19 protein-coding genes and 2 pseudogenes are annotated in these 23,439 nt (G+C 44.5%); 11 read left to right on the forward strand and 10 right to left on the reverse strand.

The genetic code is table 11. The features are described from left to right. The first annotated feature begins 79 nt into the window (after positions 1–79). Positions 80–1,420, forward strand: coding sequence for an aldehyde dehydrogenase family protein (locus AC3CIA_RS17585; protein WP_488519377.1), 1,341 nt, complete (start codon positions 80–82; stop codon positions 1,418–1,420). Positions 1,421–1,429: 9 nt separating this feature from the next. Continuing rightward, positions 1,430–2,209 (forward strand): 2OG-Fe(II) oxygenase family protein, encoded by a 780-nt coding sequence (locus AC3CIA_RS17590; RefSeq protein ID WP_488519378.1) that lies wholly within the window; start codon positions 1,430–1,432, stop codon positions 2,207–2,209. A 93-nt stretch (positions 2,210–2,302) separates the two neighbouring features. On the opposite strand, the gene AC3CIA_RS17595 is transcribed toward AC3CIA_RS17590, so the two are convergent. Beyond that, positions 2,303–4,282, reverse strand: coding sequence for a methyl-accepting chemotaxis protein (locus AC3CIA_RS17595; RefSeq protein WP_488519379.1), 1,980 nt, complete (start codon positions 4,280–4,282; stop codon positions 2,303–2,305). Positions 4,283–4,683: 401 nt separating this feature from the next. Between AC3CIA_RS17595 and AC3CIA_RS17600 the strand changes: the two genes are divergently transcribed. Further along, on the forward strand, positions 4,684–4,857 hold the full coding sequence (locus AC3CIA_RS17600) for a hypothetical protein (protein ID WP_162838716.1): 174 nt from the start codon (positions 4,684–4,686) through the stop codon (positions 4,855–4,857). 154 nt (positions 4,858–5,011) lie between these two features. Beyond that, positions 5,012–5,596, forward strand: coding sequence for a TetR/AcrR family transcriptional regulator (locus AC3CIA_RS17605; RefSeq protein WP_065206324.1), 585 nt, complete (start codon positions 5,012–5,014; stop codon positions 5,594–5,596). Positions 5,597–5,703: 107 nt separating this feature from the next. Here AC3CIA_RS17605 and AC3CIA_RS17610 read toward each other — a convergent pair whose 3' ends face one another. Continuing rightward, a complete protein-coding gene (locus tag AC3CIA_RS17610; RefSeq protein ID WP_488519380.1) occupies positions 5,704–7,575 on the reverse strand; it encodes a fructose-specific PTS transporter subunit EIIC in 1,872 nt (623 codons plus the stop codon). A 227-nt stretch (positions 7,576–7,802) separates the two neighbouring features. On the opposite strand from AC3CIA_RS17610, the gene AC3CIA_RS17615 reads away from it, so the two are divergent. Beyond that, positions 7,803–8,141: a PTS fructose transporter subunit IIB gene (locus AC3CIA_RS17615; protein WP_017074509.1), complete on the forward strand. Its 339-nt coding sequence runs from the start codon at positions 7,803–7,805 to the stop codon at positions 8,139–8,141. An 8-nt stretch (positions 8,142–8,149) separates the two neighbouring features. Then, on the forward strand, positions 8,150–8,923 hold the full coding sequence (locus AC3CIA_RS17620; protein ID WP_488519381.1) for a PTS sugar transporter subunit IIA: 774 nt from the start codon (positions 8,150–8,152) through the stop codon (positions 8,921–8,923). 44 nt (positions 8,924–8,967) lie between these two features. Here AC3CIA_RS17620 and AC3CIA_RS17625 read toward each other — a convergent pair whose 3' ends face one another. Beyond that, positions 8,968–9,807, reverse strand: a complete 840-nt coding sequence (locus AC3CIA_RS17625; protein WP_488519382.1) for a helix-turn-helix transcriptional regulator — start codon at positions 9,805–9,807, stop codon at positions 8,968–8,970. A 378-nt stretch (positions 9,808–10,185) separates the two neighbouring features. Here AC3CIA_RS17625 and AC3CIA_RS17630 point away from each other — a divergent pair, with 378 nt between their 5' ends. From AC3CIA_RS17630 to AC3CIA_RS17645, 4 genes are all read left to right on the forward strand, one after another. Then, positions 10,186–12,090: a PTS fructose transporter subunit IIABC gene (locus tag AC3CIA_RS17630; protein ID WP_488519383.1), complete on the forward strand. Its 1,905-nt coding sequence runs from the start codon at positions 10,186–10,188 to the stop codon at positions 12,088–12,090. Between the two features lie 131 nt (positions 12,091–12,221). Beyond that, positions 12,222–13,439, forward strand: a complete 1,218-nt coding sequence (gene manA / locus AC3CIA_RS17635) for a mannose-6-phosphate isomerase, class I (protein WP_488519384.1) — start codon at positions 12,222–12,224, stop codon at positions 13,437–13,439. A 265-nt stretch (positions 13,440–13,704) separates the two neighbouring features. Further along, positions 13,705–14,145 carry a PTS sugar transporter subunit IIA gene (locus tag AC3CIA_RS17640; RefSeq protein WP_488519385.1) on the forward strand — a complete coding sequence of 147 codons (441 nt, stop codon included), beginning with the start codon at positions 13,705–13,707 and terminating at the stop codon, positions 14,143–14,145. Positions 14,146–14,158: 13 nt separating this feature from the next. Next, positions 14,159–15,583 (forward strand): PTS fructose transporter subunit IIBC, encoded by a 1,425-nt coding sequence (locus AC3CIA_RS17645; RefSeq protein ID WP_065206331.1) that lies wholly within the window; start codon positions 14,159–14,161, stop codon positions 15,581–15,583. Between the two features lie 203 nt (positions 15,584–15,786). Here AC3CIA_RS17645 and AC3CIA_RS17650 read toward each other — a convergent pair whose 3' ends face one another. The 7 genes and pseudogenes from AC3CIA_RS17650 to AC3CIA_RS17680 form a co-directional block, all read right to left on the reverse strand. Continuing rightward, entirely contained in the window at positions 15,787–17,292 is a 1,506-nt protein-coding gene (locus AC3CIA_RS17650) for a putative bifunctional diguanylate cyclase/phosphodiesterase (RefSeq protein WP_488519386.1), read from the reverse strand. A gap of 209 nt (positions 17,293–17,501) precedes the next feature. Then, a pseudogene (locus tag AC3CIA_RS17655) lies at positions 17,502–17,744 on the reverse strand (diguanylate cyclase domain-containing protein); the annotation flags it as partial. Continuing rightward, positions 17,737–18,002 (reverse strand): annotated as a pseudogene (locus tag AC3CIA_RS17660) (LysR family transcriptional regulator); the annotation flags it as partial. The pseudogenes AC3CIA_RS17660 and AC3CIA_RS17655, both read right to left, overlap by 8 nt. Before the next feature lie 240 nt (positions 18,003–18,242). Next, on the reverse strand, positions 18,243–18,653 hold the full coding sequence (locus tag AC3CIA_RS17665) for a cytochrome c3 family protein (protein WP_114635682.1): 411 nt from the start codon (positions 18,651–18,653) through the stop codon (positions 18,243–18,245). A gap of 15 nt (positions 18,654–18,668) precedes the next feature. Next, on the reverse strand, positions 18,669–19,109 hold the full coding sequence (locus tag AC3CIA_RS17670) for a cytochrome C (RefSeq protein ID WP_488519387.1): 441 nt from the start codon (positions 19,107–19,109) through the stop codon (positions 18,669–18,671). A 238-nt stretch (positions 19,110–19,347) separates the two neighbouring features. Continuing rightward, positions 19,348–20,397 carry an ethylbenzene dehydrogenase-related protein gene (locus AC3CIA_RS17675; protein ID WP_488519388.1) on the reverse strand — a complete coding sequence of 350 codons (1,050 nt, stop codon included), beginning with the start codon at positions 20,395–20,397 and terminating at the stop codon, positions 19,348–19,350. A 430-nt stretch (positions 20,398–20,827) separates the two neighbouring features. Continuing rightward, entirely contained in the window at positions 20,828–22,453 is a 1,626-nt protein-coding gene (locus AC3CIA_RS17680; RefSeq protein ID WP_488519389.1) for an ABC transporter substrate-binding protein, read from the reverse strand. 158 nt (positions 22,454–22,611) lie between these two features. Here AC3CIA_RS17680 and mpaA point away from each other — a divergent pair, with 158 nt between their 5' ends. After that, entirely contained in the window at positions 22,612–23,313 is a 702-nt protein-coding gene (mpaA, locus tag AC3CIA_RS17685) for a murein tripeptide amidase MpaA (RefSeq protein ID WP_488519634.1), read from the forward strand. Positions 23,314–23,439: the final 126 nt, after the last annotated feature.

A 23,439-nucleotide genomic window follows, 5' to 3' on the forward strand; every position in this document is an offset into this window, starting at 1 on the left:
GAGATTTCTCGATATCTAACTATGCGGATGTGCAACTAAATAGAAAAAATATACGAAAAATTAAACGGAGTTGGTAAACATGAGCAAGTCTATTCAATCTTTTAATCCTAGTAATGGAGAACTGCTTGGTGAGGTCAATAACGCCTCTAGATATGAAGTAGTTCAAACGATTCGCCAATCAAAGGCAGCACAAAAAGCATGGAGAAAACTCCCGATAAATGAGCGCGTGCGAACCATTATTAGAGCTTACCAACACCTTGATCAGCATGCAGACTCCTTCTCAGAATTACTTGCCCGCGAAATGGGTAAAGATATTGGTCGCGCGATTGGCGAAGCAACAGGCGCGATTTATATGGGTCAGCATTATGCAGAAGAAGCACAACGCGCGCTCAACACTCGCAAATTGTCGGGGTCAACAGAGCTTCAATATCGCCCACTTGGGGTTGTCGGTGTAATCTCTCCTTGGAACTACCCGGTGATGATGGCAAATAACCTCATCGTGCCTGCGTTAGTCGCGGGTAATACCGTGATTCTAAAACCTTCTGAAGAGACCCCTCTTATCGCTCAAGCATTCTTTGGTGAGCTACAGAAACACCTACCCGAAGGCGTATTAACAATTTTGCATGGCGACCGCGAAACGGGTAAGTCTTTAGTTGAAGGTGATATTCAAATGATTGCGTTCACGGGTTCTAAAGCAGCAGGCCAAGACATCATGGTTCGTGCAGCAAGCAAAGTGAAACGCTTGGTCATGGAGCTAGGTGGCAAAGACCCAATGATTGTGATGCGCGATGCTAACTTAGAGCAAGCAGCACGTTTTGCCGTCGCGGGTAGCTTTGAGAACTCAGGGCAAATGTGCACGTCCATCGAACGTATTTATGTTGATGAGCGAATCGCCGATAAATTCGAACAACGTGTCACTGAGATCGCAAATATGTACCAGATTGGCCCGTGGGATATGCCTAACGTAAACATAGGACCAATCATCAATGCTACGCAACATGGAAAAATCGTTGAACAATTAAAAGACGCACAACAAAAAGGGGCAACTTTCCTTCTAGGTGATATTGAACAACCAGAGCGTTATATCCGCCCTACTGTTATCACCGGAATGACTCCTGAAATGAAGTTAGAAACAGAAGAGACTTTTGGGCCAGTGGTCGCGATCAGTCGCTATTCCGACATTGAAGATGCGATTGAGCGCGCTAACAACAGCGAGTATGGGTTGGGTGCTGTGGTGTTCGGAAACCAAGGCGCCAACGAGGTTGCTGATGAACTTGATGCTGGCATGGTTGGCATCAATCAAGGACAAGGCGGTAGTGGCGACGCTCCCTGGGTTGGCGCGAAACAGAGTGGCCTTGGTTACCACGGCTCGGTTGACGGACACCGTCAGTTTGCACAAGTAAAAGTGGTTTCAAAATAAGGATTCATGATGAATAACGAACAGAACTTCTACGTTGTTAGACGAGAATCAGGCACTCAGCGCAGTGACCTTCCCGTTTGGGCACCAAAGTCTGCAAACCCATTTGCACTTGATAAGAACGTTAACGCGGTATCACGCGCTGAAGTAAGCAATGTACCGGGTGCTTTTCAGTTACTCGATGTGCTGCTTCCTGAAGAAGTTCAGCGCATACTCGATGAAGCCAACCAACTTGGTTTTACAGAAGATGCAGCTGTGTCTCTACCAAGAGAAGTTCGCCACAATCAGAATCTCAACTTGATCGCGGATACTGAAACCCTCGACATTATTTGGAAGCGTTGCAAAGATCATTTCGTTGATAAGTACGGCCATTTTGCTGGTGTGAAACCACTTGGAATCAACGGTCGTTTTCGATTTTATCGCTACGATGAAGGGGATTTCTTTAAAATGCACACCGATGGCTCTTGGCCCGGTAGTCAAGTTGTCGATGGAGAACTGATCGATGACTCTTTTGGCGACCGTTGGAGCATGTATACCTTTTTGCTTCTCTTGAGTGATGATTTCGTCGGTGGCGAAACTCAATTCATGGTTAGCCATGATGACCCGAGTAAGCCTGCTCGTCGTCAAGGGCATCATCATGAGAGTGCAGATATAGAATCGGTTAGAACACCGAGCGGCAGCGTGCTTTGTTTTCCTCACGGTACTCACCCTGCCCATTGTATACACGGCTCAGCACCGATACTTTCTGGGACAAAATACATTATTCGTACTGATGTACTATTCGAGCTCTAAGCGACTCTACTGATCGTTTTAATTCCTAAAAAAATGTCCCGCACTAGGCGGGACATTTTTTATATAAGATAGAAAGCTTCTAGCTCTGAGATGCTAACTCTTAAACGTATTCGAGAGTTCTTTCAGTGATGTTGCCAATTCTGCTTGTTCTTTGGCTGTTGCTGCAATTTGAGTCGCGCCCGTCGTCGATTCGGTCGATTTCTGCTCAACCGCCACCACGTTCTGAGCAATGTCTTGTGTCACGACCGCTTGCTCTTCTGTTGCCGTTGCAATCTGCTCTGTCATGCTGAATATCTCGCTCACAGCACTAGAAATATCTTGTAGCGTTTGTTCTACTTCTCGCGAATCTTCAACCGCTCTTGATGACATTTTCTTACTGTTCTCAATCACATTGAACGCCGTTTGAACATCAGACTGTAGCGAACTAATGAAGCCTTCAATTTCCAACGTCGACTCTTGAGTGCGTTGAGCCAGTGTACGAACTTCATCAGCTACCACCGCGAAACCACGGCCTTGTTCACCTGCACGTGCCGCTTCGATCGCTGCGTTTAGTGCTAACAAGTTTGTTTGATCAGCAACCGACTTAATCACATCGATAACGCTGTTAATGTTATTGCTGCTTTCGTGTAGGTGGGTAATTTTCTCAGCTAAGCCATTAATCTCAGATGCCAATATTTCAATCGATTCATAAGAGTGTTGAACTGTGCTCAAGCCCTCTTGTGACTGTTGATCCACCATTTTCGCCGAAGTTGCCGTTTGCTGCGTTTTAGCCGCGACTTCATTCACGGTTGCCGAAAGCTCTTCAGTTGCCGTTGCAATCAGCCCAATTTGGTCTTGTTGCTCAACTAATGTATTGGAGTTGTATTGGCAAGTTTGCGCCGTCTCTTCGGCTGCCGAAGCGAGTGTTAAGCTTGATTGAGACAAGTTATCGATCACCTGAGAGAACTTCTCTAACGTTTCGTTAAGCGATGACGAAATCTGACCCAATTCGCTGTTACCTTCGTAAGTAGCACGAACGGTTAGATCATTGTCATGACGGACTTTAGAAAGCACACGCGTAAGATCTTTAACTCGAGTTGTTAAATCTGTAATGGCTTTAAAGCTAATAAAGGTAGCAAACAGAGTGATCACAACAAACATCGTGATACTGCCCATCATTGCTGATTGAGCTTGCTGAGTTTTCTGATCAGTCAATGCAATAAGAGAGTCTGCCAGTTGGTTCTCGGTCTTCTTCAGCTGAACAATGCGCGCCGTTGATTGCGCGAACCAATAGACAGGGTCGACATCAAATCCGCTCATTTTCGATTCAGCCACATCACGAAGCTTCTCGACTTCCGCGACCGAGCGGTCATTCAATTGTTGTTCAAAAAAGCGAACATTGTCTGGGTTACCCAGAACTTCAAAGTTCGAGAAATAGGTATTTTGCTCAGTCACCAAAGAGATGAATTTAACCAACATACCTGGGCCAAATTCATTTTTAGAAAAGGTGTTGTTGAGGACAGCACGCTCGATACCAGCTCGCTCTTTACCTTGCAAGAAATTGTAGTAAGCGATGGTTTCAGTAGTAATCGTCGAGTCTGAGCTCAGTTCCGCAATCAAAGCCGATACACTAAGCAGTTTTGCATTCAGTTTTGTGTAGTAACCTAACGCCTCAGAGAGTGGAATTGATTGAGAATCCACTCGGTTTCGAATCGTGGTTATTTGATTAAGGCTTTGGCTTATTTCACTGTTCAAGCGATTGATCTGTGGCAGATCGATATCAGCCGACTGCCAGTATTCGTTTCTCTGATCACGTCGACTATCTGCACTAGTACGTTGTGAACGTAATTCACTGACAAATTGAGTGCCTTGAGAGCCGATAAAGCCAGCCGTCATGCCTCGCTCTTTTTGCAACTCATGTACCAATTCACTGTAAACAACCGACAAGCGTGTCAGTTGATTCAATGATGACATTTCACTCGTCGTTTCTACGCCTTTTGAAATCGTAGAAACACTGAGCCATAGAAACCCTAAGATCGGCAAAATAAGCAAAGCAATGATTTTTTGCTTAAAAGACATATCGGATAATTTCATTTTTATTCCCTAGCAGCTAACAAATCTCTATCTGTCATGTAATTAGACACACTTCTAAACCGGCATGCCCTTGTTGAGATCATATAATTATTCAGTTTTAACAATTACCGTTCTATATCGACGGCAATCGATAAATCTAACACTTAACCTTACAAAACTCATTGATTTATTTATAAAACTGCAAGCTATGCAACCTTAGTAGCCATACAAATGCGTGCAACAACATTTTATTGGCGGAGTGACTAAAAATTGACAGCTTTTGCATAACCATAAAGAGGTAGATCGGCGCTCGCAGTATAATCCTTACCAAACCATGCACTCGCGATCATCTATAAATTCAACATCAAATATGTATAATGCCGAGCTCTTAAAATTAACGTAGATGCATAATTAGAGGTTTTATGAATTGTCCTGCTTGCGAAGAAAACATTGGATGGGAGTGGGTAGAAGAGGCAGCAATTGAACCCAACGAAGAATTCAACTGCCCAGAATGCGATGAAACTCTAATGTATACCATTGATGAAGGCACCTATTACGGCGCGCAACATAAAACTGTAGAAGTAGTCGACGCGTAAATTACAGCCTTGTGGCTACACACTGGCCACTTTATTTCAAATACTTAGCAAATAACTAAACTAAGCGGCTTACTTTCTTGCTGGCTCTTCTTTACTAGAACGGGCGTTCAGCATAAAATATTGAACATATGTTCAGATTAATGAAGTAGATGTTATGGCCAAGACAGCGAAGTTCGATAGACAAGATGTGGTAGATAAAGCAACTAACCTGTATTGGGAAAAGGGCTTTCACGCGACTTCTATGCGCAACCTGCAAGACGTGATTGATATGCGTCCGGGAAGCATCTACGCGACTTTTGGCAGCAAAGAAGGCCTATTTAAGGAAACGCTTGCTCGTTATACCGAGCTTGGCATTCTCAATCTGAACCGCTTCCGCAGCGAAACGGATTCTCCAATCAAAGCGCTAGAAAACTTCGTAAAGCGTGCCGTTGTCGAATCTAAACAGAGCTCTCCTAACGGCATGTGTATGTTAGCTAAAACGGTTGCTGAACTGACTGACGAGCACGCAGAATTATTAGCAGAAGCGAAGAAATCACTAAAGATCATGGAAGGTGAATTCGCCAAGTTGATAGCTGAATCACAAGATCTAGGTGAGATAAGCAAAGAGCGAGAACCCGCTCAGCTTGCTCGTCATGTTCAAGTTCAGATCGCAGGCTTGCGTACCTATGCCAAAACATGCGACGACATCGAATTACTCAACTCGATGGTTGAGGACGTATTTAAGTACCACCCTTTTTAGAGGCTGAACTTATATAAGCTCAGACCATATAAAAAGACGCCCAAGTATTATTATCAATACTTGGGCGTCTTTTTATTTATCGCTTTTCAGCCAATCTCAAGAGCCGATTACTTTGATACTTTCGTCATGATTAACGCCTGTGCATTAAGCATCGCTTCTTTGGTGCTGACATCTAAGGTTTTAACGTTCGCAAAGCGCTCGACTTCTTTGATTGCCACATCGTGAGCAAAAATCACTAGCCTAGCTTTTTCAATATCTTTTTGTGTAATGCGATTGCCTATCCCGTTTGCACCTTGTGTTTCGACTTTTATCCGAACCCCAAGATGATGCGCCGCCTTTTCCAAAGACTTAGCCGCCAGAAAAGTGTGCGCGACACCTGACGGGCAAGAAGTAATAGCAAGTACATCAGCTTGCCCTTCTTCCGTTACCGAACCACCCGCAAATTGATTAGAGCGAGACTCATCTTCAACCACATTCTTTTTAAGCAGTATCACGATCGCAGCCGTCGTCAGTGCACCCGCTAACGTCCCAACAATGTAGCCAATCTTGCCATCAACCACAGGCAAAACAATCCAGCCCCCCCAAGGAGCATGGTTTACTACATGGAACATAAAACCAACCACGTTACCGACAATGCCACCAGCCACAACCGCAGGCAGAACACGCGCAGGATCGGCCGCTGCAAATGGGATTGCACCTTCACTGATGCCAATCATTCCCATAATACCTGCTGCTTTACCTGCTTCGCGTTCGTCTCGTTTAAACTTCTTTGGCGATAAGAAAGTCGCCAGCGCCATACCTAATGGAGGTGTACAAATGGCAATGCCAACCCCCCCCATTAACCATGGCTGAGTATTCACCTGAGTTTGTGCAAACAGCGTGGCTACTTTGTTGATTGGGCCGCCCATATCAAACGCGGTCATTGCACCTAGAATGCTACCCAGCACCACTTTTCCTGAGCCGGCCATGCCAGTCAGCATTTGGTTCATCTCAAGCATCACCTGCGCAATGGGGGCACCAATCACCCACATCACAGCCCCACAGGTAACAAACGTGCCGACAAGCGGATAGATGAAGATAGAGCTCAGCGAGATCATGCTGTCTGGCAGCTTGATCTTCTTAAGTAGATTAACCACAAAGCCTGCGAAAAAGCCGACCACAATCGCACCAAGGAAACCAGTGTTGTATTGATTAACCGCCACCCAAGAACCAATCATGCCTGGTGCTAAACCCGGTTTGTCTGCCATTGAATACGCGATGTAACCGCCGAGCACGGCGGTAAAAAGCGTTAAGCCCGCAATACCCATTTGTGCAATGTCAGCCAAAACGCCGCTCTCTGGAACGGCACCGTGACCAGACATCATCACCGATAAAGACAACAGAACACCGCCCGCGACCACGAATGGAATCATGTGTGAAGTGCCGTACAACAAGTGTTCTTTAAGGCGATTGAGAGATTGAGCCCAAGGGCTGAGCGGCTCGACGTAAACTTCATTATAGTTTGAGGCGTAACTATCGAACGATTCAGAATTGGCTTCGAGAAACAACTCTAAAGCTTCCTCTACCGACTCCACCGCCTTTAATTTTGTAACAAAGTCATCTTCAATCAGTTTGGTCGATATTTGAGCCAATACCTCGATATGATGATCATCATTGTTATCGGGTGAAGCGAGCATGAAGAACACATCCGACAACTCACCACCGTCGGCCCCATAATCGATTCCAGAACGACTGATACCAACGGCGACAGCAGGTTTAGCTACGGCTTTACTTTTCGCGTGTGGAATCGCAATACCATCATCAAATCCAGTATTACCTATAGCTTCACGCTTCCAGATATCATCAAGGAAATCACTTTTACTCGAGAGCTTACCGGCACGGTCGAGCAGTTCAACAAGCTCTTCAAATACCGCCTGTTTCGAGTCTGCCTGTAATTCCAAGCAGATAATCTCTGGCTCGATAATGTTAGTGATATCCATATGCTGCCTCGTACGAGTGCCGATTTAAGTAAATGAGCTAAAGAAGTTAATGAGATGAAAAGATTAACGACGCAAGGCTTCTCAATATATAGGACGAAAAGTGCATTAACTGGATAATTGTAACCAAGAACTCAGAGTGTGACGTCCACCTTTGAATTAAAAACGGCAATCCATAAAATCCACAGATTCGGATAATAGTATCTGATCCACACAAGCCGAGAATAATAATGAGAATTGTAGCGGTAACTGCGTGCCCTACAGGCATTGCCCATACCTACATGGCAGCGGATGCATTAGTTAAAACCGCCCCTAAGTTCAACGTTTCAATCAAGGTTGAAACGCAAGGTGCGATGGGTATTGAAAACTTACTGACAGATCACGATATCGTGCAGGCTGATAAAATCCTGATCGTCTCCGATATCGACATTGAACAACCAAACCGATTTGATCCTGCGAAAACCGTGTTGATCTCAATGGAGGAAGTACTGTTAAGCGTCGAAAAGGTCTTTATCAAGCATTGTCGTGACCTAAAACCTTGTCGTGATACGAAGCCTTGTCGCAGCTAATCCTCGGTATGAATGAATATCAGATCACCTTCTTCGTAGACGACCCAGCGGCTAATTCTCACGTTGCGCAGCCTCTCACCCGTTTGGCGAAGAAGTTCAAAAGTAACATCCGTATTATCAACATCACTCAAAATCGAACGGCCGATCTATCCAAATCTGTCGCGATGTTACAAGTCGGTCTACTTCGTGGTGATTTGTGTCAGATAACCGCTGTTGGTATCGATGCGGAACTGGCGTGCTTTGTTCTTAAAGACATAATCGCCGAGCATTACGCCATGGTTGGATCGCAAGTAAACCATGAGTTCTCTAACGATTTAATTCAGCGTATGCCGCAGATATGCCCACCTTGTGAGATCAAATGGCATCATGCCAAAGCACAAACTCAATTAACCAAATTCGAATGCTTAAAAGGACTCGCTCACTTAGTTCACCCAGACGATCCTGATGAGCTTATTCTGGCTTTCATTAAGCGAGAAGAACGCTCTTCAACGTGTGTATCGCCGGGCATCGCATTACCTCATGTGATGTTTGAATCGACCAAAGATCTTTCCATCGCGGTCATCGTCAGTGACGAAGCGATTGATTGGGCGTCTCAAATTGGCCAAGTACACGTTGCCATCGCACTTGTACTGCCAACCAAACCACAAAGAGAACATATTGTAGCGGCCACCAATCTAACCAGAAACCTGCTCCACGATCAGGTCAATGAACGTTTACAAATGACTCGAAGCAGTGTCGATTTGCAGGCGTTGCTGATGTATATCTCGTCACGTCTTATATAGTACTTCTTAACGGGATAGATCTGATTACCTATACAAACAGTTCGCTAGATTGACCCACGATATTGTGTCGGTGTTCTTCCTGTTCGGTTTTTGAACACTCGACAAAAGTAATTCACATCCTTGAAGCCACAACGCACCGCCACTTCATTGAGCTTGAAGTTGTACTTTTTGAGCATGAACTTGGCGCGGTCGACTCGCACGCGTGTGATGTACTCTGCCAGCGTCATATGGCCCTGCTGGCGGAACATGCGTGATAAGTGATTGGATGAAATACTAAAGCGTGAGGCAATGCTGTCTCGGGTTATTTGGCGATGGAAGTTCTCTTGAATGTAGATACAAATTCCCTGATATACATCCTGCACTCGGCTGTGAGACTTCTCGACCGGCGCATCCAACATCGACTTACTGTATTGAAGAAGAGCCTGTAGCAATAACTCATCCATAGGCTGCTTGTTGCTCTCTCTTGCTAGTGAGCTGAGCGCCTCTAGAATGTTATCAATCGCAAACCCAGATCGAGTCTGAATACTGTGCTTTTGAATATCATAGAAACTCTCTTCCCCTTTGCGCTTACTCACCAAACTTAAACCAAGCTGACGACGCCCAAACAACATGCTCAACACAGAACAATCGGTATCCCAATTAGGCTTATTCCAGCAGTTAGGCGGAATGAAAATCGCATCTCCGGCTTTGGCAACAACGTTAGTGATTTTGCGATCATGACTTTCCATTTCATTAATATACTCTCCGTCAAGAACCAACTCTAAACGCGGAAAGTTCACCTGATAACTAAAAGCTGAAGGCGTATGAAAATCTCCAGCAAACCAGATGTTATGAAACGGTTCTCTCTCATTTAACACCGAGGAGATTAAGTCATGAAATATCATTATTCGTACTCTGATGGGCAGCAATAAGGCTACGAGAATAGATATACCCCTTAGTGAAACATAGCGCTATTGAGCAAAATCACAATTTGAGATCCAGGTTACAAAAATCCAGTCATAGAAATAAATATCCAGTCTGAAAACTGATATAGAACGTCATTTTTAAAATAGACCACTACGCCACAACCTTTATAAATAAAAGCCTCGTTGCATTATCAACGCTGTCAAGATAGGCCTAAAATCGACGGTTATACCGATCAAAATCACACTCTTTTTAGAACGCAACAATCATCCAGTAAATGCATTTTTTCTGCACTACAGAAGGTGAGTGATCAATTCCAGAATACCCATTACAAAATAAAAACGTATTAGGGGTTCATTATGATCACGACATTGATCAATCAAGATTTGATTAAGCTTTCGCTTAGCGCTAATTCAAAAGAAGACGTATTTAAAGAGCTAATAGACGTGCTTTATGCACAGGGTCGAATTTCAGATAAAACACAATTTCTTGCCGATATTAAGGCGCGTGAAGCACAAGGTAATACTGGCTTTGAAGAAGGTATCGCCCTTCCACACGCGAAAAGTAGCGCGGTAATCAAACCCGCGGTTGTGATCGGCGTCCACAAGCAGGGCATCGACTACGGCGCAGATGACGGTCAGCCATCCAAACTCTTTTTTATGATTGCCTCTCCTGATGGCGGCGATAACCATCACATCGAAGTTCTAGCAGAGCTTTCTTCAAAACTGATTGAAGAAGGCTTTATCGAAAGCTTCATGAATGCCGAATCAGAACAAGCGGCGTTGGAACTACTGCTTACTAAACCTGAACCATCAACAATCGAAACCAACGTTGAGAAGCAAGGCTTCATCATTGGTGTGACAGGCTGCCCAGCTGGCGTTGCACACACTTATTTAGCAGCAGAAGCACTTGAGAAAGGCGCGGCGGCACTTGGTTACGACATCAAGGTCGAAACCAACGGTTCTATTGGTGTTAAAAACAGCCCAACTCAAGAAGAGATCGAACGTGCTGACGCGATTGTCGTGGCTTGTGACAAGCAGGTCGACATGGCGCGCTTTGCGGGAAAACGCGTCCTCAGCACCAACGTAAAAGCACCAATCAAAGACGCACAAGGTTTGATTAAGCAAGCGCTCAACGCACCAAGTTATCAAGCAGACCAAACGCCGACCAACCAATCTGTTGTAGAAAAAGCCTCACAAGCGCGTTCAGACCTTTACCGTTACTTGATGAATGGCGTATCACACATGATCCCATTCGTAGTCACTGGCGGCCTATTGATCGCACTTGCACTGGCCATTGGCGGCGAGCCAAGTGAATCCGGCATGGCGATTCCTGCGGGCAGCATGTGGAACCAAATTCTAGAAGTGGGCGTGGTTGCTTTCACCCTAATGATCCCAATCTTGGCTGGCTACATTGCTTACGCGATTGCTGACCGCCCTGCCCTAACCCCTGGCTTGATTGGCGGTTGGATTGCGAACAACGGTTCTTTCTACGGCGCTGATGCGGGTACAGGCTTCATTGGCGCGATCATCGCAGGCTTGTTAGTCGGTTACTTCGTTAAATGGATTACCTCATTTAACTACCACAAATTCGTTCAACCACTTGTGCCTATCATGATCGCTCCGATCACTGGTTCTCTGTTCATCGCGGGTCTGTTCATTTTTGTGATTGGCGCACCTATCGCTGGGCTGATGGATGCACTGACTGCACTGCTAACGAGCATGAGCACAGGCAACGTGGTTCTGCTAGGCATTGTCCTTGGTGGTATGGCTGGTTTCGATATGGGCGGCCCATTCAACAAGGTGGCGTTCCTATTCTCGGTCGGCATGATTGCGAGCGGTCAAACTCAATTCATGGGTGCAATGGCGTGTGCAATTCCTGTTGCTCCACTGGGTATGGCTATCGCAACCAGACTTGGCCGTAAGTTCGACCTATTCGAATCTTCTGAAATTGAAGCGGGTAAGGCTGCAGGCGCGATGGGCTTAGTGGGTATCTCTGAAGGTGCGATTCCTTTCGCGGCTCAAGATCCGATGTCAGTTATCCCTGCCAACGTACTGGGTTCAATGACTGCAGCGGTTATGGCGTTCTCATTTGGTATCACCAACAGCGTTGCCCACGGTGGTCCAGTTGTGGCTCTACTCGGTGCAATGAACTACCCAATGCTGGCACTTCTGTGTATGGCTTCAGGTGCGGGCGTAACTGCGGTTACATGTATCGCGCTTAAAAATCTACGCAAAGCCAAGCTAACGACAGCAGCGGCTTAAGCCATTTCAACTCCAATGGCTTGAGCCCTTCGACTCTCTGTTTTTGATAACTAATAGTTTTAGTAACTAGTTTTTTACTAACGAGTCAGTCGATTACAGCTCAAGCCATGTTTCCCTTCATGGTGATTTCGATGTCTGATTTTTCTTTAGCGAACGACTCGTTCGTACAACGCTTTTTCTACCCTATGACCAACGTGATTCAGAACTACGCATGGGGTAGCCCTTCTTCGTTTAGCCAACTGTTTGGTATTGATAACCAATCTGGTGAGCCGCAAGCGGAGATCTGGATGGGCGCCCACCCCAATGGTTGTTCGATGGTCACTGACAATGGTCAGCAAACCACGTTGTCGAGCCTTATTTCCAAGAACCTCAACCTGTTTCTAAGCGAGAAAGTGGCGAGTCGTTTTGGTGAGCTGCCGTATCTGTTTAAGGTATTAGCAGCAGAGAAAGCGCTCTCAGTTCAAGTACACCCGAATAAGCAACAAGCGGAATCTGGGTATGCACTCGAAGAGCAGCAAGGCATTCCAATGACGGCGGGCAACCGTAACTACAAAGATGCCAATCACAAGCCAGAACTGGTGTATGCCCTAACCGACTACACGGCGATGAATGGTTTTAGGTCGATCGACGAGATCCTTGAACATTTCCACTACCTCGATATTCCAGAGCTGCATTCGATGATCAACGATTTAGCGGGCGATCAAACACCGAATGGATTAGCGTGCTTTTTCGCAAGCCTGTTATCTTTGGAAGGCGAACAAAAAGAAATGGCACTCACCATGTTGATCATGAGGGCCAAGCTTTCTGATGACCGTGTATTCCAGTTGATCTCAGAGTTGGAAGAGCAATACCCAGGTGATGTCGGTTTGTTTGCCCCGCTGCTATTGAATGTGATCACCCTAAAGCCAGGGCAAGCCATGTATTTGGATGCCGAAACGCCCCACGCTTACATCAAAGGGACTGGATTAGAGATCATGGCGAATTCCGATAATGTGCTTCGTGCCGGGTTGACACCTAAGTACATGGATATCAATGAACTAGTCTCTTGTACTCAATTCAATGAAAAGCCCGCGGATAGGTTACTGCTAAGCCCAGTTGAGCAAGGTGATGTAATGGAATACCAAATTCCCGTCGAGGATTTTAAGTTCTCTATCGTCCAGAATTCTCATAAGAGAGAGATCACTACTGAGGGCGCAGAGATCTTGCTGCCGCTCGATGAATCCATGGTGCTCACCCATCAATGCGGTGAAACCTGTGTGATAGAGAAAGGCCAATCGGTTTTCATTCCCGCTTATGCTGAGAGTTACAAACTGGATTGTGTTGGGCGTGTTGCACGCGCTTACAGTTAGTCAGCACTGAGAAAATCTAAATAAACTCACACTGATCATGCCCTGCTTTTGCGGGGCATTTTTGTTTTTACGAAGCCTATTGGCGTATCAAAACATAATCAAAACGCCATTAAGTATGACCCGTATCACACTGCATTAATGATGCAAATCACACTTAATTTTGCTTGGTACAAATATGCAGTGAAGGGCTTTTATTTGCTATTTCGCGAATCGGGTTAATCCATTAATTTTAATTCAAGAACTTCAATAGTGAATGAGTTAATAAATGATCACACAGCTAACTAACGTCAACTTAATTAATAGCAACCTTCAAGCGAAAAATAAAAAAGAACTGTTTGAAGAATTGGCAGGCATGTTATTTGAGAACAAGCGAATCAGCAGTAAAGAAGCCTTCTTGGAAGACATCGAAATTCGTGAATCTCAAAGCATTACCTCAATGGACGGCATTGCTTACCCACACGCAAAAAGCAAGGCAGTCACTGAACCCGCAATTGCTGTCGGTGTTAAGCGTGAAGGCATTGAGTATGGCGATGAAGACGGCATTAACCCAACCGTATTTTTTATGATTGCATCACCAGATAACGGTGCTGACCATCATATTTATGTACTACAAGAATTATTTGGAAAATTCAGCGATGAATTTATTCAAAATATCCATAACACAAAAGACGAACAGCAAATCCTTAATATTTTAATTAATTCATAAGGCGTAGAAAATTATGAGCACCCTAGCAAATCAAGCTACGAATACCAGTAGCAATTCTAATAATAAGAATAGTAGTAGCGACTATAAAAAAATCCTTAGTACCATGAAAGGTCACCTGCTTTTTGGTACATCACACATGCTACCTTTCATCGTAGCCGGTGGTGTTCTGTTGGCTTTAGCGGTAATGGCATCGGGTAAAGGCGCAGTACCTGCCGACGGCTTGCTGGCAGACATCTCTAATATCGGTATCAAAGGCCTTGTTCTTTTCCCAATCATTCTTGGCGGCTTTATTGGTTACTCCATTGCAGACAAACCAGCGCTAGCTCCTGCTATGATTTCTTCTGGCATCATGGCTGACATGGGCGGCGGCTTCCTTGGCTGTATCGTGGCAGGCTTTATCGCCGGTGGCGTCGTCTTCCAGCTTAAGAAGATCCCACTTTCTGCGAACATGACAGCGCTGGGTGCGTACTTCATCTACCCGCTTCTAGGCACTTTAATCTCTGCAGGTATCGTATTGTGGGGCATCGGTGAGCCAATCAAACTGTTCATGTCTTCTATGAACGAGTTCTTAGCTTCAATGGCTGGCGCATCTAAGATGGTTCTAGGCACAATCCTTGGCGGTATGACTGCGTTTGATATGGGCGGCCCTATCAACAAAGTAGCGACCCTATTTGCTCAAACTCAAGTAGACACACAACCGTGGCTAATGGGCGGCGTAGGCATCGCGATTTGTACGCCACCTCTAGGTATGGCACTGGCGACTTTCCTATTCAAAAACAAGTTCTCTAAACAAGAGCAAGAAGCAGGTAAAGCAGCAGCAATCATGGGTTCTATCGGTATCTCTGAGGGTGCTATCCCATTCGCAGCGAATGACCCAATGCGCGTACTTCCTTCAATCGTTGCCGGTGGTATCGTGGGCTGTGTGTTCGGCTTCATGACAGACGTTCTACTGCACGCACCATGGGGCGGCCTAATCACTGCGCCAGTATCAAGCAACATTCCAATGTACGTGGTCGGTATTGCGCTTGGCTCACTAACCACAGCCGTTATCGTTGGCTTCTGGAAACCAGTGGCTGTTGAAACCGATGAAGACATGGCTGAAGCGCCAGTACAAGCTCAAGCGGCTCCAGTAGCAGGCGAAGGCGAGTACGACATCGTAGCAGTAACATGTTGTCCTTCTGGTGTTGCACACACCTTCATGGCAGCAAAAGCATTAGAGAAAGCAGGTTTAGCAGCAGGCCTTAAGATTAAGGTAGAAACACAAGGTCAAAACGGTATTCAGAACCGCATCAGCGACCTAGATGTGGCTAACGCAAGGCTGGTTATCTTGGCTCACGATATTCAAGTGAAAGACGCACACCGCTTTGCTAACGCGAACGTGATTGAATGCTCGACTAAGGAAGCGATGAAGAAAGCCGCGACTATGGTCGCTATTTAAAGCCAAAGGTTATCTAAAGCCAAAAGCTATCTAAAAGAATCAATAAATTAGTGAATGCTCACTATTGATAAAGTAACTACCCCCTAGTAACTAAAATCCCCATTCGTTTATCAACGAATGGGGATTTTTTATAGTTAGGCTAACAGTATCCTTCTCGATACAAGTCATCTGTATCCCTGTCGCTTAGATGAAAAAATATTACGTTATGTTGTTGAACATGGTTCTTTTTCAGGGGTGAGACTTACTTTTAACTGTTTGGAGGTCATCGGGTAGCCCAGATAATAACCTTGGGCTTGTTCGCAATTCAACGTTTTCAAAATTGACAGTTGTTGAGCATTTTCAACCCCTTCAGCCACGACATTAATGCCAAACCCTCGCGCTATATCAATGATACCAGACGTTATGGCTCTAGAACGATAATCATCTTCTAACCCATTGATGTAACTGCGGTCGACTTTGATTTCATCTACATCTAATTTACTAAATATACCAAAAGAAGTGTAACCAACACCAAAGTCATCTATCGAAAAGGACACCCCTTGTTTTTTTAACGTCTGAACAGCGATTGCACACTGATCTATATCTTTCAAAATAGCGGTTTCAGTGATTTCAAGACAAAGTAAGCGAGCAAACTCGGGATCCTTTCGTAGATATTCATCCAGATGGTTCATGTCATCAACGCTATTTAGCTCTACCGCTGAAATATTGACCGAGACACTTTTAAGCTCATTTCCTAGCAAGCCATTAGCCCTAAGTTGTGACGCAGTCTTCTCTAGAACTAACGTAGTCAAATCACGACAAAAATGATTTTCTTCTGCTAGCGCGACAAAGATATCCGGTGAAACGACACCATAGCGCTCATGCGTCCAACGAGACAACACTTCCACGCCAGCGACAAATTTACTTTCAATGTTGTATTTAGGCTGAAACACAATATCAATCGCTTTGTCATCAATCGCTTTACGTAATTCTTGCACCATCTCTTGACGTTGACGTTCAAGCTCAGTGAGCTTTGGGTCATGAAACTCAATCGTATTCTTGCTTTTCTTTGCTTCAGTTAAGGCGTGGATTGCTGATGCCATAAGTTGCTTGGCATTATTTCCATCAGAGGGGAATAGAGCAGCGCCAATACAACAAGTGGCGTTGATATCATAACGATAAGCACATTGGTTAAATCTACGATGTACGAGAGCAATGTAGGATTCAATATCTTCCTTATCATCGAGTTTGACTAAACATGCGAAACCATCGGAATGTACCCGTGAAGAAAGTGGTTGATGCTCAATAGGAAGTTCAATCGATCGGGCGATGTCTTTTAAAAATAAATTCGTATTTTCGAACCCAATCTGATCAGCTACAGATTTGAAGTTATCAATATCGAGTAAGAAGAGGACATAATGGTCACTGGCCTGGGATTTTTTTAGCCTTTTGTTTAAATATCGATAAAAAACGGATGGGCTATGAAGCCCAGTGACACTATCAAGATCGTTAGCGCTCTCTAAATCTCGATTATTTTTCCGAACCATTACCCATAACAAAGCAGACGTTAGAATGATAAATACCAGGCCTTTGACTGTCTGTGCTAAGGCGTGTTCTCGCAAGTCATTTGATAGTGATTCGACCGCGAGATCAGAAAATAAAACCCATAAAGATGACAGTATTAAGTAACTGAATACTATGTTGGCCGGATATCTTTTTGTCTTGTTCATCGTTAGCTGCTATCTCTCAGTCTAATGTGTCATGACTTATATGTTATAAATTGCTCATAACGTAGCACCAACATAAATCGCAATCTACCGCTCGCGTTTTTATTTTTAACTTTTGTTTACCGATTTTCGTCATCACTCTGCGCGACGAAAACCTTTTAAGGCTAAAACATGGCAAGAACAATTTGTGAGAATATTAGCTCTTAGCCAAACTAAGAGCTGCCAATCGCTTTTGTTGATGTCGAGTAACTGCCATATGACTCTTCAATCACAACTGTATTTCGTCCTTTAAGCTTTGCTTGATAAAGCGCCCTATCAGCGCGATCGACACAGTCTTTCCACTTTTCATTTTCTGATAGCAAGCTAATACCAAAACTAGACGTAATTGTTAGAGTTGGTTGTTGCTCAAGTTTGATCTTCTGAATTGCTGAGCGTAATTTCTCTGAAAGGGCTGCACACCAACTGCCAATGTTCTTGAAACAGTCGCTCGCAATGAATGTCTTCGCTTTCGACCTTGCCGTTAGTCAGTTCGATATCAACATTCTGACAAGGGGTGGTTGATGGCCAGTCCACCAGCTAAATATCGAGCCTGATAAAAGAGTATTTTTTATAGAAGGGTGGCAGGCGAAGAAGGTTTCTAAACTTTTGAGCAGCTGACTAACCGCAGCTTGAGTGACACAAAGCTCTCGGGCAGCCGCGCCAATGGAACCAATACGAGCAACAGCTTAGAACGCAACAAGAGCGCGTAGAGGGGGGTAACATGGCTCCATTGAGCGATAGATCCAAGATCGCATCAGACTTATCTATTCTTTGATGTAGCGATCTTTGGAATAACGCAGCTCTAGAAAATGCAGATATTTGCGAAGCACGCACCGCTTAAAGACGTTGAAGGAGTAAACCCACCAAATCTAAAGTAAGTGTGCGCGGCTCTACTCTTTTAATATGGTGAGTTTCTAGAAATTAAGGCTAGACGTATTTAAATAGCGCTCTAGCCTAACTGAATAAAAGTCTGATAATTCCTCGTCTTCTTCATCGTGGCAATCTATACAGCTATCCTTAGGATCAAATTCTTCATGAGGAAGATGACACTCGACGCACTCCATCTCCTCGCTCTCTTTGTGCTTTAGATTATGCTGGCGCCCTTCGAGGTGACCAAAATCATCATGACACTCCACGCAGCTGTTATATTCAAACTCAAGATCGTCAGAAGGCTCTTCGTCTAGATGGCACTGCCCCGCACATGTTTCATCCTTTAGGTGAATATTCGCTAGATTATGCTCATCTGGATTAGGTAAATCTTCAGCGACCACCAGAACGCATACTCCAGCAAGTAACACACCAATTAAATATTTAGTCGTACTCATAAAACTGGCTCCTTCTTACCGATGCGACTTAAGCGCTTTCTCACGCAGAATAGCTTCATGGCAGGTTGCACATAGCCCAATACGGAACTTCTTACTGATACCGATAATCGGGTCTGAATCTCGATGTAAATTGTGGCAGTTGGAACATGTTAATTTGGTGGCGTGTACATCGTGGGTCCACTCACTGGCCCTCAAGCTTTCTGGAGAATGACAGGCGATACACTTTTGGTTTTGTTCGAAAATTGGTAAGTCGACATGATCATCGAATGGAATCACACTCACTAGATCAGAATCTTTGGGGTGAGAACCTTTTCTGCCATGACAAGCCGTGCAGTTGTTGTAAAACTCGGTACTGGCATGTGCGCCTACAGAAGCGATGGCATCAATATTTTTAAGCAGACGCTTTTTTTGATGGCACCGTATACAACGCTTATTTTCCTTTATTAAAGTATGCATTCCCGCTTCATTGGTAATTTGGCTAGAAAACGGTTTTACATTATGGACAGCGGAATCCTGAACTGTTGACTCAGATGAGAGCGATAACGGAATAAAGAATATACTCAACGTGGTCAACACAAATAAATAAGAAACATATTGAGTAACTGTTTTGACCATAATAGTACTCTTCTGTGAAGAAATGATTTGAGCCGATTATTTCGACACAAATCATTTCAGTTAGTGACGAGTGTTATACTTATTTAAACTCAAGATTTAACACACCACGATGGTATATGTGATTAATTTGAGAGTTATCAAAAACCGCAACACCAAATGGATATAATTGGCTCAAATCATTAAATTGCACATCTTGCGTTTCTGAATTTTCACCAGTAGTGACAAGCTTACGCTTCATTTCAAGAGTCCAAATACCCTCTCTCCAAACGGCACCGACTTCGATATCACCACGAGAACCGGTAAATGGCTTACCCGTTAAACCTGGGATTCGTTCCAACTGATTGTAGTCAGGTGTAAATGGTTTCTTCCCTGAGTCTAAAATCAGTAACGTTTCATTAGTCAAGTTATCTGATACATAGGCTGGCTGGCCGTCTTTTACGTTATTAACGTACCCACCACCTGTTTTGCTGTCACCTTTACGTCCCCAACCTTTGTTTTGTTCTGGATCAGTATTGCTATCGACGTATTGGTCATCGAGCTGGTTATGAACCGCAGTTCTCACACCTTTCCAGTGCCACATATCAATAAACTCACCTTCACGATTGGTGTATTTCCGTGCAGGGTTCTTGTCATCACGCCCTGCGTTTTTTCCCTTTTTAGCTCTGTGACACGCAGCATTACACCCCTTATCAGAAAAGCCTTCAGCATTGATATTCCAATAGACCGCAAATTTGTCTTCGTAGTAGGTATTGTCATGTCCGGTGTCATCTTTATTTTTTAACTGTTTCCATGAACCATCCTCTTGCTTAATCCAAGGAAAGCGGTCAATACTTTTGGTCGGATCGGCATAACTAAACAAGAAATAAATGTATTCATCGTCATACATTGATTTCATTTCCACGCTGGTTTTTTTAATACCCTCATAGCCATTATTTGGCTTATACGGTAATTTATTCACCTTCTGAGTCAGCGGTTTAGCTTGATCCCAAACGGCATCAACGCTGCCATCGATAACTATATTTGAGGCAAGCTTACTGCTCTCTAGTATCTTATCTTTTGCTTGAACAGCACTGGCTGGAATGATCATAAGTACAGCCACGGCTGATAGCGTCATCATTGAGTACTTCATTATTACCTTCCTAAATCCCATTGCTCTATTTATATAATTAAGCGTAGGAATGAATTAGGCTTTTTCAATTGATCGATATCAACTTAAATACAAATAGACTAAATAGAAAAATAGATATTTAGAACTCAACAAATAGAGGGTGATTTTTGCAGAAAACCTCAAATATTATAAATATCAATAGCTTTAGAGTGGCTCTCCGTAACGAATTCAAAAATAATAATCGTTAGTATCGACTTCGAGCCTCAACGTTCATTTATAGGCAGCTAAAATTGCCTATAAATAGCCTTATCTAAAACAGAGGTATAATAAAGGGACGTTAATCATATATTTATGTTCAACGTCCCTCTTCTTCTTTTTTTGATCTTTATGCGCTATTTCTTAGATCCGTCATGTCTTCAAACCGCCATATCAGATCTCACAGTTAATCTATCTATTCTTTGATATAAAGATCCTTAGAATAGATGCGCCCTTCAACGTTGTTCTTAGCAAACCCACCGACACTTGGTCGCACTAGGCGTGCTTGCATGTAGTAGTAGATTGGCGCGATCGGCATATCTTCAGCCAGTAACTGCTCCGCTTGATCATAGAAACCTTGGCGTTCTTGCTCGTTAGTTGCAGCCAATGCGCTATCCATTGCTGAATCGTACTTGTCATTGTTGTAACGAGCAAAGTTACCTGAAGATTCAGAACGCAGAAGGCTTAAGAAGGTCGACGCTTCATTGTAATCACCACACCAAGATGCTCGCATCACATCAAAATCACCTTGGCGACGTGATACTAGGTAAGACTTCCACTCTTGGTTTTCCAACTCAACTTGCGCGCCTAGATTACTTTTCAGCATGGATGCAATCGCCACCGCAATCGACTTATTCGATTCACTGGTGTTGTAGAGCAATTTGAAATCTAGTGGATTAGCGGCATCGTACCCCGCTTCTTTCAACAGCTCTTTCGCCTTTTGGTCCCGCTCTTTTTGTGTCCATGAGCTGTATTCAGGCTGAGTCGCATCAAAACCTGCTGTGTATTCATGGGCAAAGGTATAAGCCGGCAAGTTACCCACCTGAGTGACGCCATTGGTAATCACATCACGCATCATTGAGTAAGACACTGCTTGACGCACTCTCGCGTCATCAAACGGAGGTCGTGTGGTATTGAATGCGTAGTAATAAGTACACAGTAGAGGGACGGCGGTATAAGCGTCTTGATACTTTGTTTTCAGCTGCTGCGCCATGTGTGTCGGCACATCAGACGTGATATCAACCTCGCCCACCGCATAACGGTTAATCGAGGAATTTTGGTTCTCAAACGGAATGTATGTCACTTGAGTTAGGTTCGTATCTGAACTGTCCCAATAGTTAGGATTCTTCTTCAGTTCAATCCGTTCGTTAACCACCCACTCGTCTAAAACAAAAGCGCCATTCCCCACAAACTGCTTAGGATCGCTCCACGGCTTGTCGCTGTTTTCTAGCGTTGTCTTGTGAATGGGCATCATTGAAGTGTGACCTGTCATCGCCACAAAATATGGCACTTTACTATCAAGCTCGAACTTCACCGTATGCGTATCAACGGCCGAGATACCGAGCTCTTCAACAGGCTTCTTACCTTCTGCCACATCAGCGATATTTTTGATTTGAGTTAGCTTGAGATACCACACATTTGGCGAAGCGAGTTTCGGGTCGACCGCGCGTCTTATCGCATACACGAAATCATCGGCCGTCACCGGATCGCCATTCGACCATTGCGCGTCTTTACGCAAGTGGAATACAAACGTCTGGTTGTCTTCGGTTTCCCAAGATTCCGCAACACCTGGGGTGATATTGCCATCGCGATCTTGAATCACTAAACCTTCAAACAGGTCACGTAGAATGTGCATTTCAGGCAAGCCTTCTGCCTTTGCCGGATCGAGTGTCGCAGCTTCTGCATCATTGGCTCGCACCAAATGTTGCTCTTTCGCCAGAGAAGTTCCGGCAGGTAAGGTTTCAGCAACGGCAGTCACTGATATAAAAGGGGTCAATAAAGATGAAATGAGTAAAGCCGTTGAATGTTTCTTAAAATCCATGTTTTTTTGCTCTCCTAGCCTATCTTTGAAGCAAAGTAATAAAATTAACAATGCGACGGTTGACGAGTTTTGACGCTATGGTTTATTTAATAGAGGTCATCTAAATAGTAGTGACACTTTGATAGTACTTGATCAATCAGGAGATTAAGGTGAGTTTAATTCCAAGAACGGAAAGAGCTGCGTTTTCGATAAAGCCGCTGTCATATGGAAAATCGGGGTTGGGTGCGCCTTTGCTCTATTTCCCCGCGCAAATCGAAAGCGAATCTCGCGGGCTGATCTTAGCAGGCACACACGGCGATGAAACTGCTTCTATCGCGGGTTTATCTTGCGCGCTAAGAAGCTTACCTGCCGCCAACTTGCGACACGATGTGATCTTATCGATGAACCCAGACGGCAATCAGTTAGGCACTCGCGCCAACGCTAACCAAGTCGATCTCAACCGCGCCTTTCCAACTCAAAACTGGACAGAAAACGGCACCGTCTATCGCTGGAGTTCTCACACCCCAGCCAGAGATGTAAAAGTGAAAACGGGACAAGCCAACCAACTTGAACCGGAAGTGCAGTCGCTCATCAACCTCATTGAACTACGCCAACCCAAATTCGTCATATCTTTCCACGAACCACTCGCCATGGTCGACGCCCCAATCCAATCAGAACTCGCCACTTGGCTAGGCAAGCAGTTCAACCTACCACTCGTCGAAGACGTCGATTACGAAACCCCAGGCTCATTCGGCACTTGGTGCCAAGAAAGAAGCCTACCGTGCATTACCGTAGAACTACCGCCCGTTTCTGCGGATCTGACTATTGAACAATATTTGGATGCGTTTGTGACTGTGTTGGGGTGTGAGGGGGTTGTTTAAAGATTACTAACTCATTTTTGGACATAACCTTGCCAGTGCTTTTGCTAAATTAGAAAATCATCAATAACTACAGGTATGGCAAATTTACTTGTGAAGAGCTAGTGCGATGAGTAACATCGCACTAGC

The sequence above is a fragment of the Vibrio sp. QJM3NY_27 genome, assembly GCF_057785955.1.

Excerpts from the sequence above, each read along its gene's own strand:
- manA (WP_488519384.1), top strand. The coding sequence starts at position 12,222 with ATGTCTGATTTTTCTTTAGCGAACGACTCGTTCGTACAACGCTTTTTC.
- AC3CIA_RS17625 (WP_488519382.1), bottom strand. The coding sequence starts at position 9,807 with ATGATATTTCATGACTTAATCTCCTCGGTGTTAAATGAGAGAGAACCG.
- AC3CIA_RS17665 (WP_114635682.1), bottom strand. The coding sequence starts at position 18,653 with ATGAGTACGACTAAATATTTAATTGGTGTGTTACTTGCTGGAGTATGC.
- AC3CIA_RS17680 (WP_488519389.1), bottom strand. The coding sequence starts at position 22,453 with ATGGATTTTAAGAAACATTCAACGGCTTTACTCATTTCATCTTTATTG.
- AC3CIA_RS17630 (WP_488519383.1), top strand. The coding sequence starts at position 10,186 with ATGATCACGACATTGATCAATCAAGATTTGATTAAGCTTTCGCTTAGC.
- AC3CIA_RS17675 (WP_488519388.1), bottom strand. The coding sequence starts at position 20,397 with ATGAAGTACTCAATGATGACGCTATCAGCCGTGGCTGTACTTATGATC.
- AC3CIA_RS17640 (WP_488519385.1), top strand. The coding sequence starts at position 13,705 with ATGATCACACAGCTAACTAACGTCAACTTAATTAATAGCAACCTTCAA.
- AC3CIA_RS17585 (WP_488519377.1), top strand. The coding sequence starts at position 80 with ATGAGCAAGTCTATTCAATCTTTTAATCCTAGTAATGGAGAACTGCTT.
- AC3CIA_RS17590 (WP_488519378.1), top strand. The coding sequence starts at position 1,430 with ATGAATAACGAACAGAACTTCTACGTTGTTAGACGAGAATCAGGCACT.
- AC3CIA_RS17670 (WP_488519387.1), bottom strand. The coding sequence starts at position 19,109 with ATGCATACTTTAATAAAGGAAAATAAGCGTTGTATACGGTGCCATCAA.
- AC3CIA_RS17650 (WP_488519386.1), bottom strand. The coding sequence starts at position 17,292 with ATGAACAAGACAAAAAGATATCCGGCCAACATAGTATTCAGTTACTTA.
- AC3CIA_RS17645 (WP_065206331.1), top strand. The coding sequence starts at position 14,159 with ATGAGCACCCTAGCAAATCAAGCTACGAATACCAGTAGCAATTCTAAT.
- AC3CIA_RS17600 (WP_162838716.1), top strand. The coding sequence starts at position 4,684 with ATGAATTGTCCTGCTTGCGAAGAAAACATTGGATGGGAGTGGGTAGAA.
- AC3CIA_RS17615 (WP_017074509.1), top strand. The coding sequence starts at position 7,803 with ATGAGAATTGTAGCGGTAACTGCGTGCCCTACAGGCATTGCCCATACC.
- AC3CIA_RS17620 (WP_488519381.1), top strand. The coding sequence starts at position 8,150 with ATGAATGAATATCAGATCACCTTCTTCGTAGACGACCCAGCGGCTAAT.
- AC3CIA_RS17605 (WP_065206324.1), top strand. The coding sequence starts at position 5,012 with ATGGCCAAGACAGCGAAGTTCGATAGACAAGATGTGGTAGATAAAGCA.
- AC3CIA_RS17595 (WP_488519379.1), bottom strand. The coding sequence starts at position 4,282 with ATGAAATTATCCGATATGTCTTTTAAGCAAAAAATCATTGCTTTGCTT.
- AC3CIA_RS17610 (WP_488519380.1), bottom strand. The coding sequence starts at position 7,575 with ATGGATATCACTAACATTATCGAGCCAGAGATTATCTGCTTGGAATTA.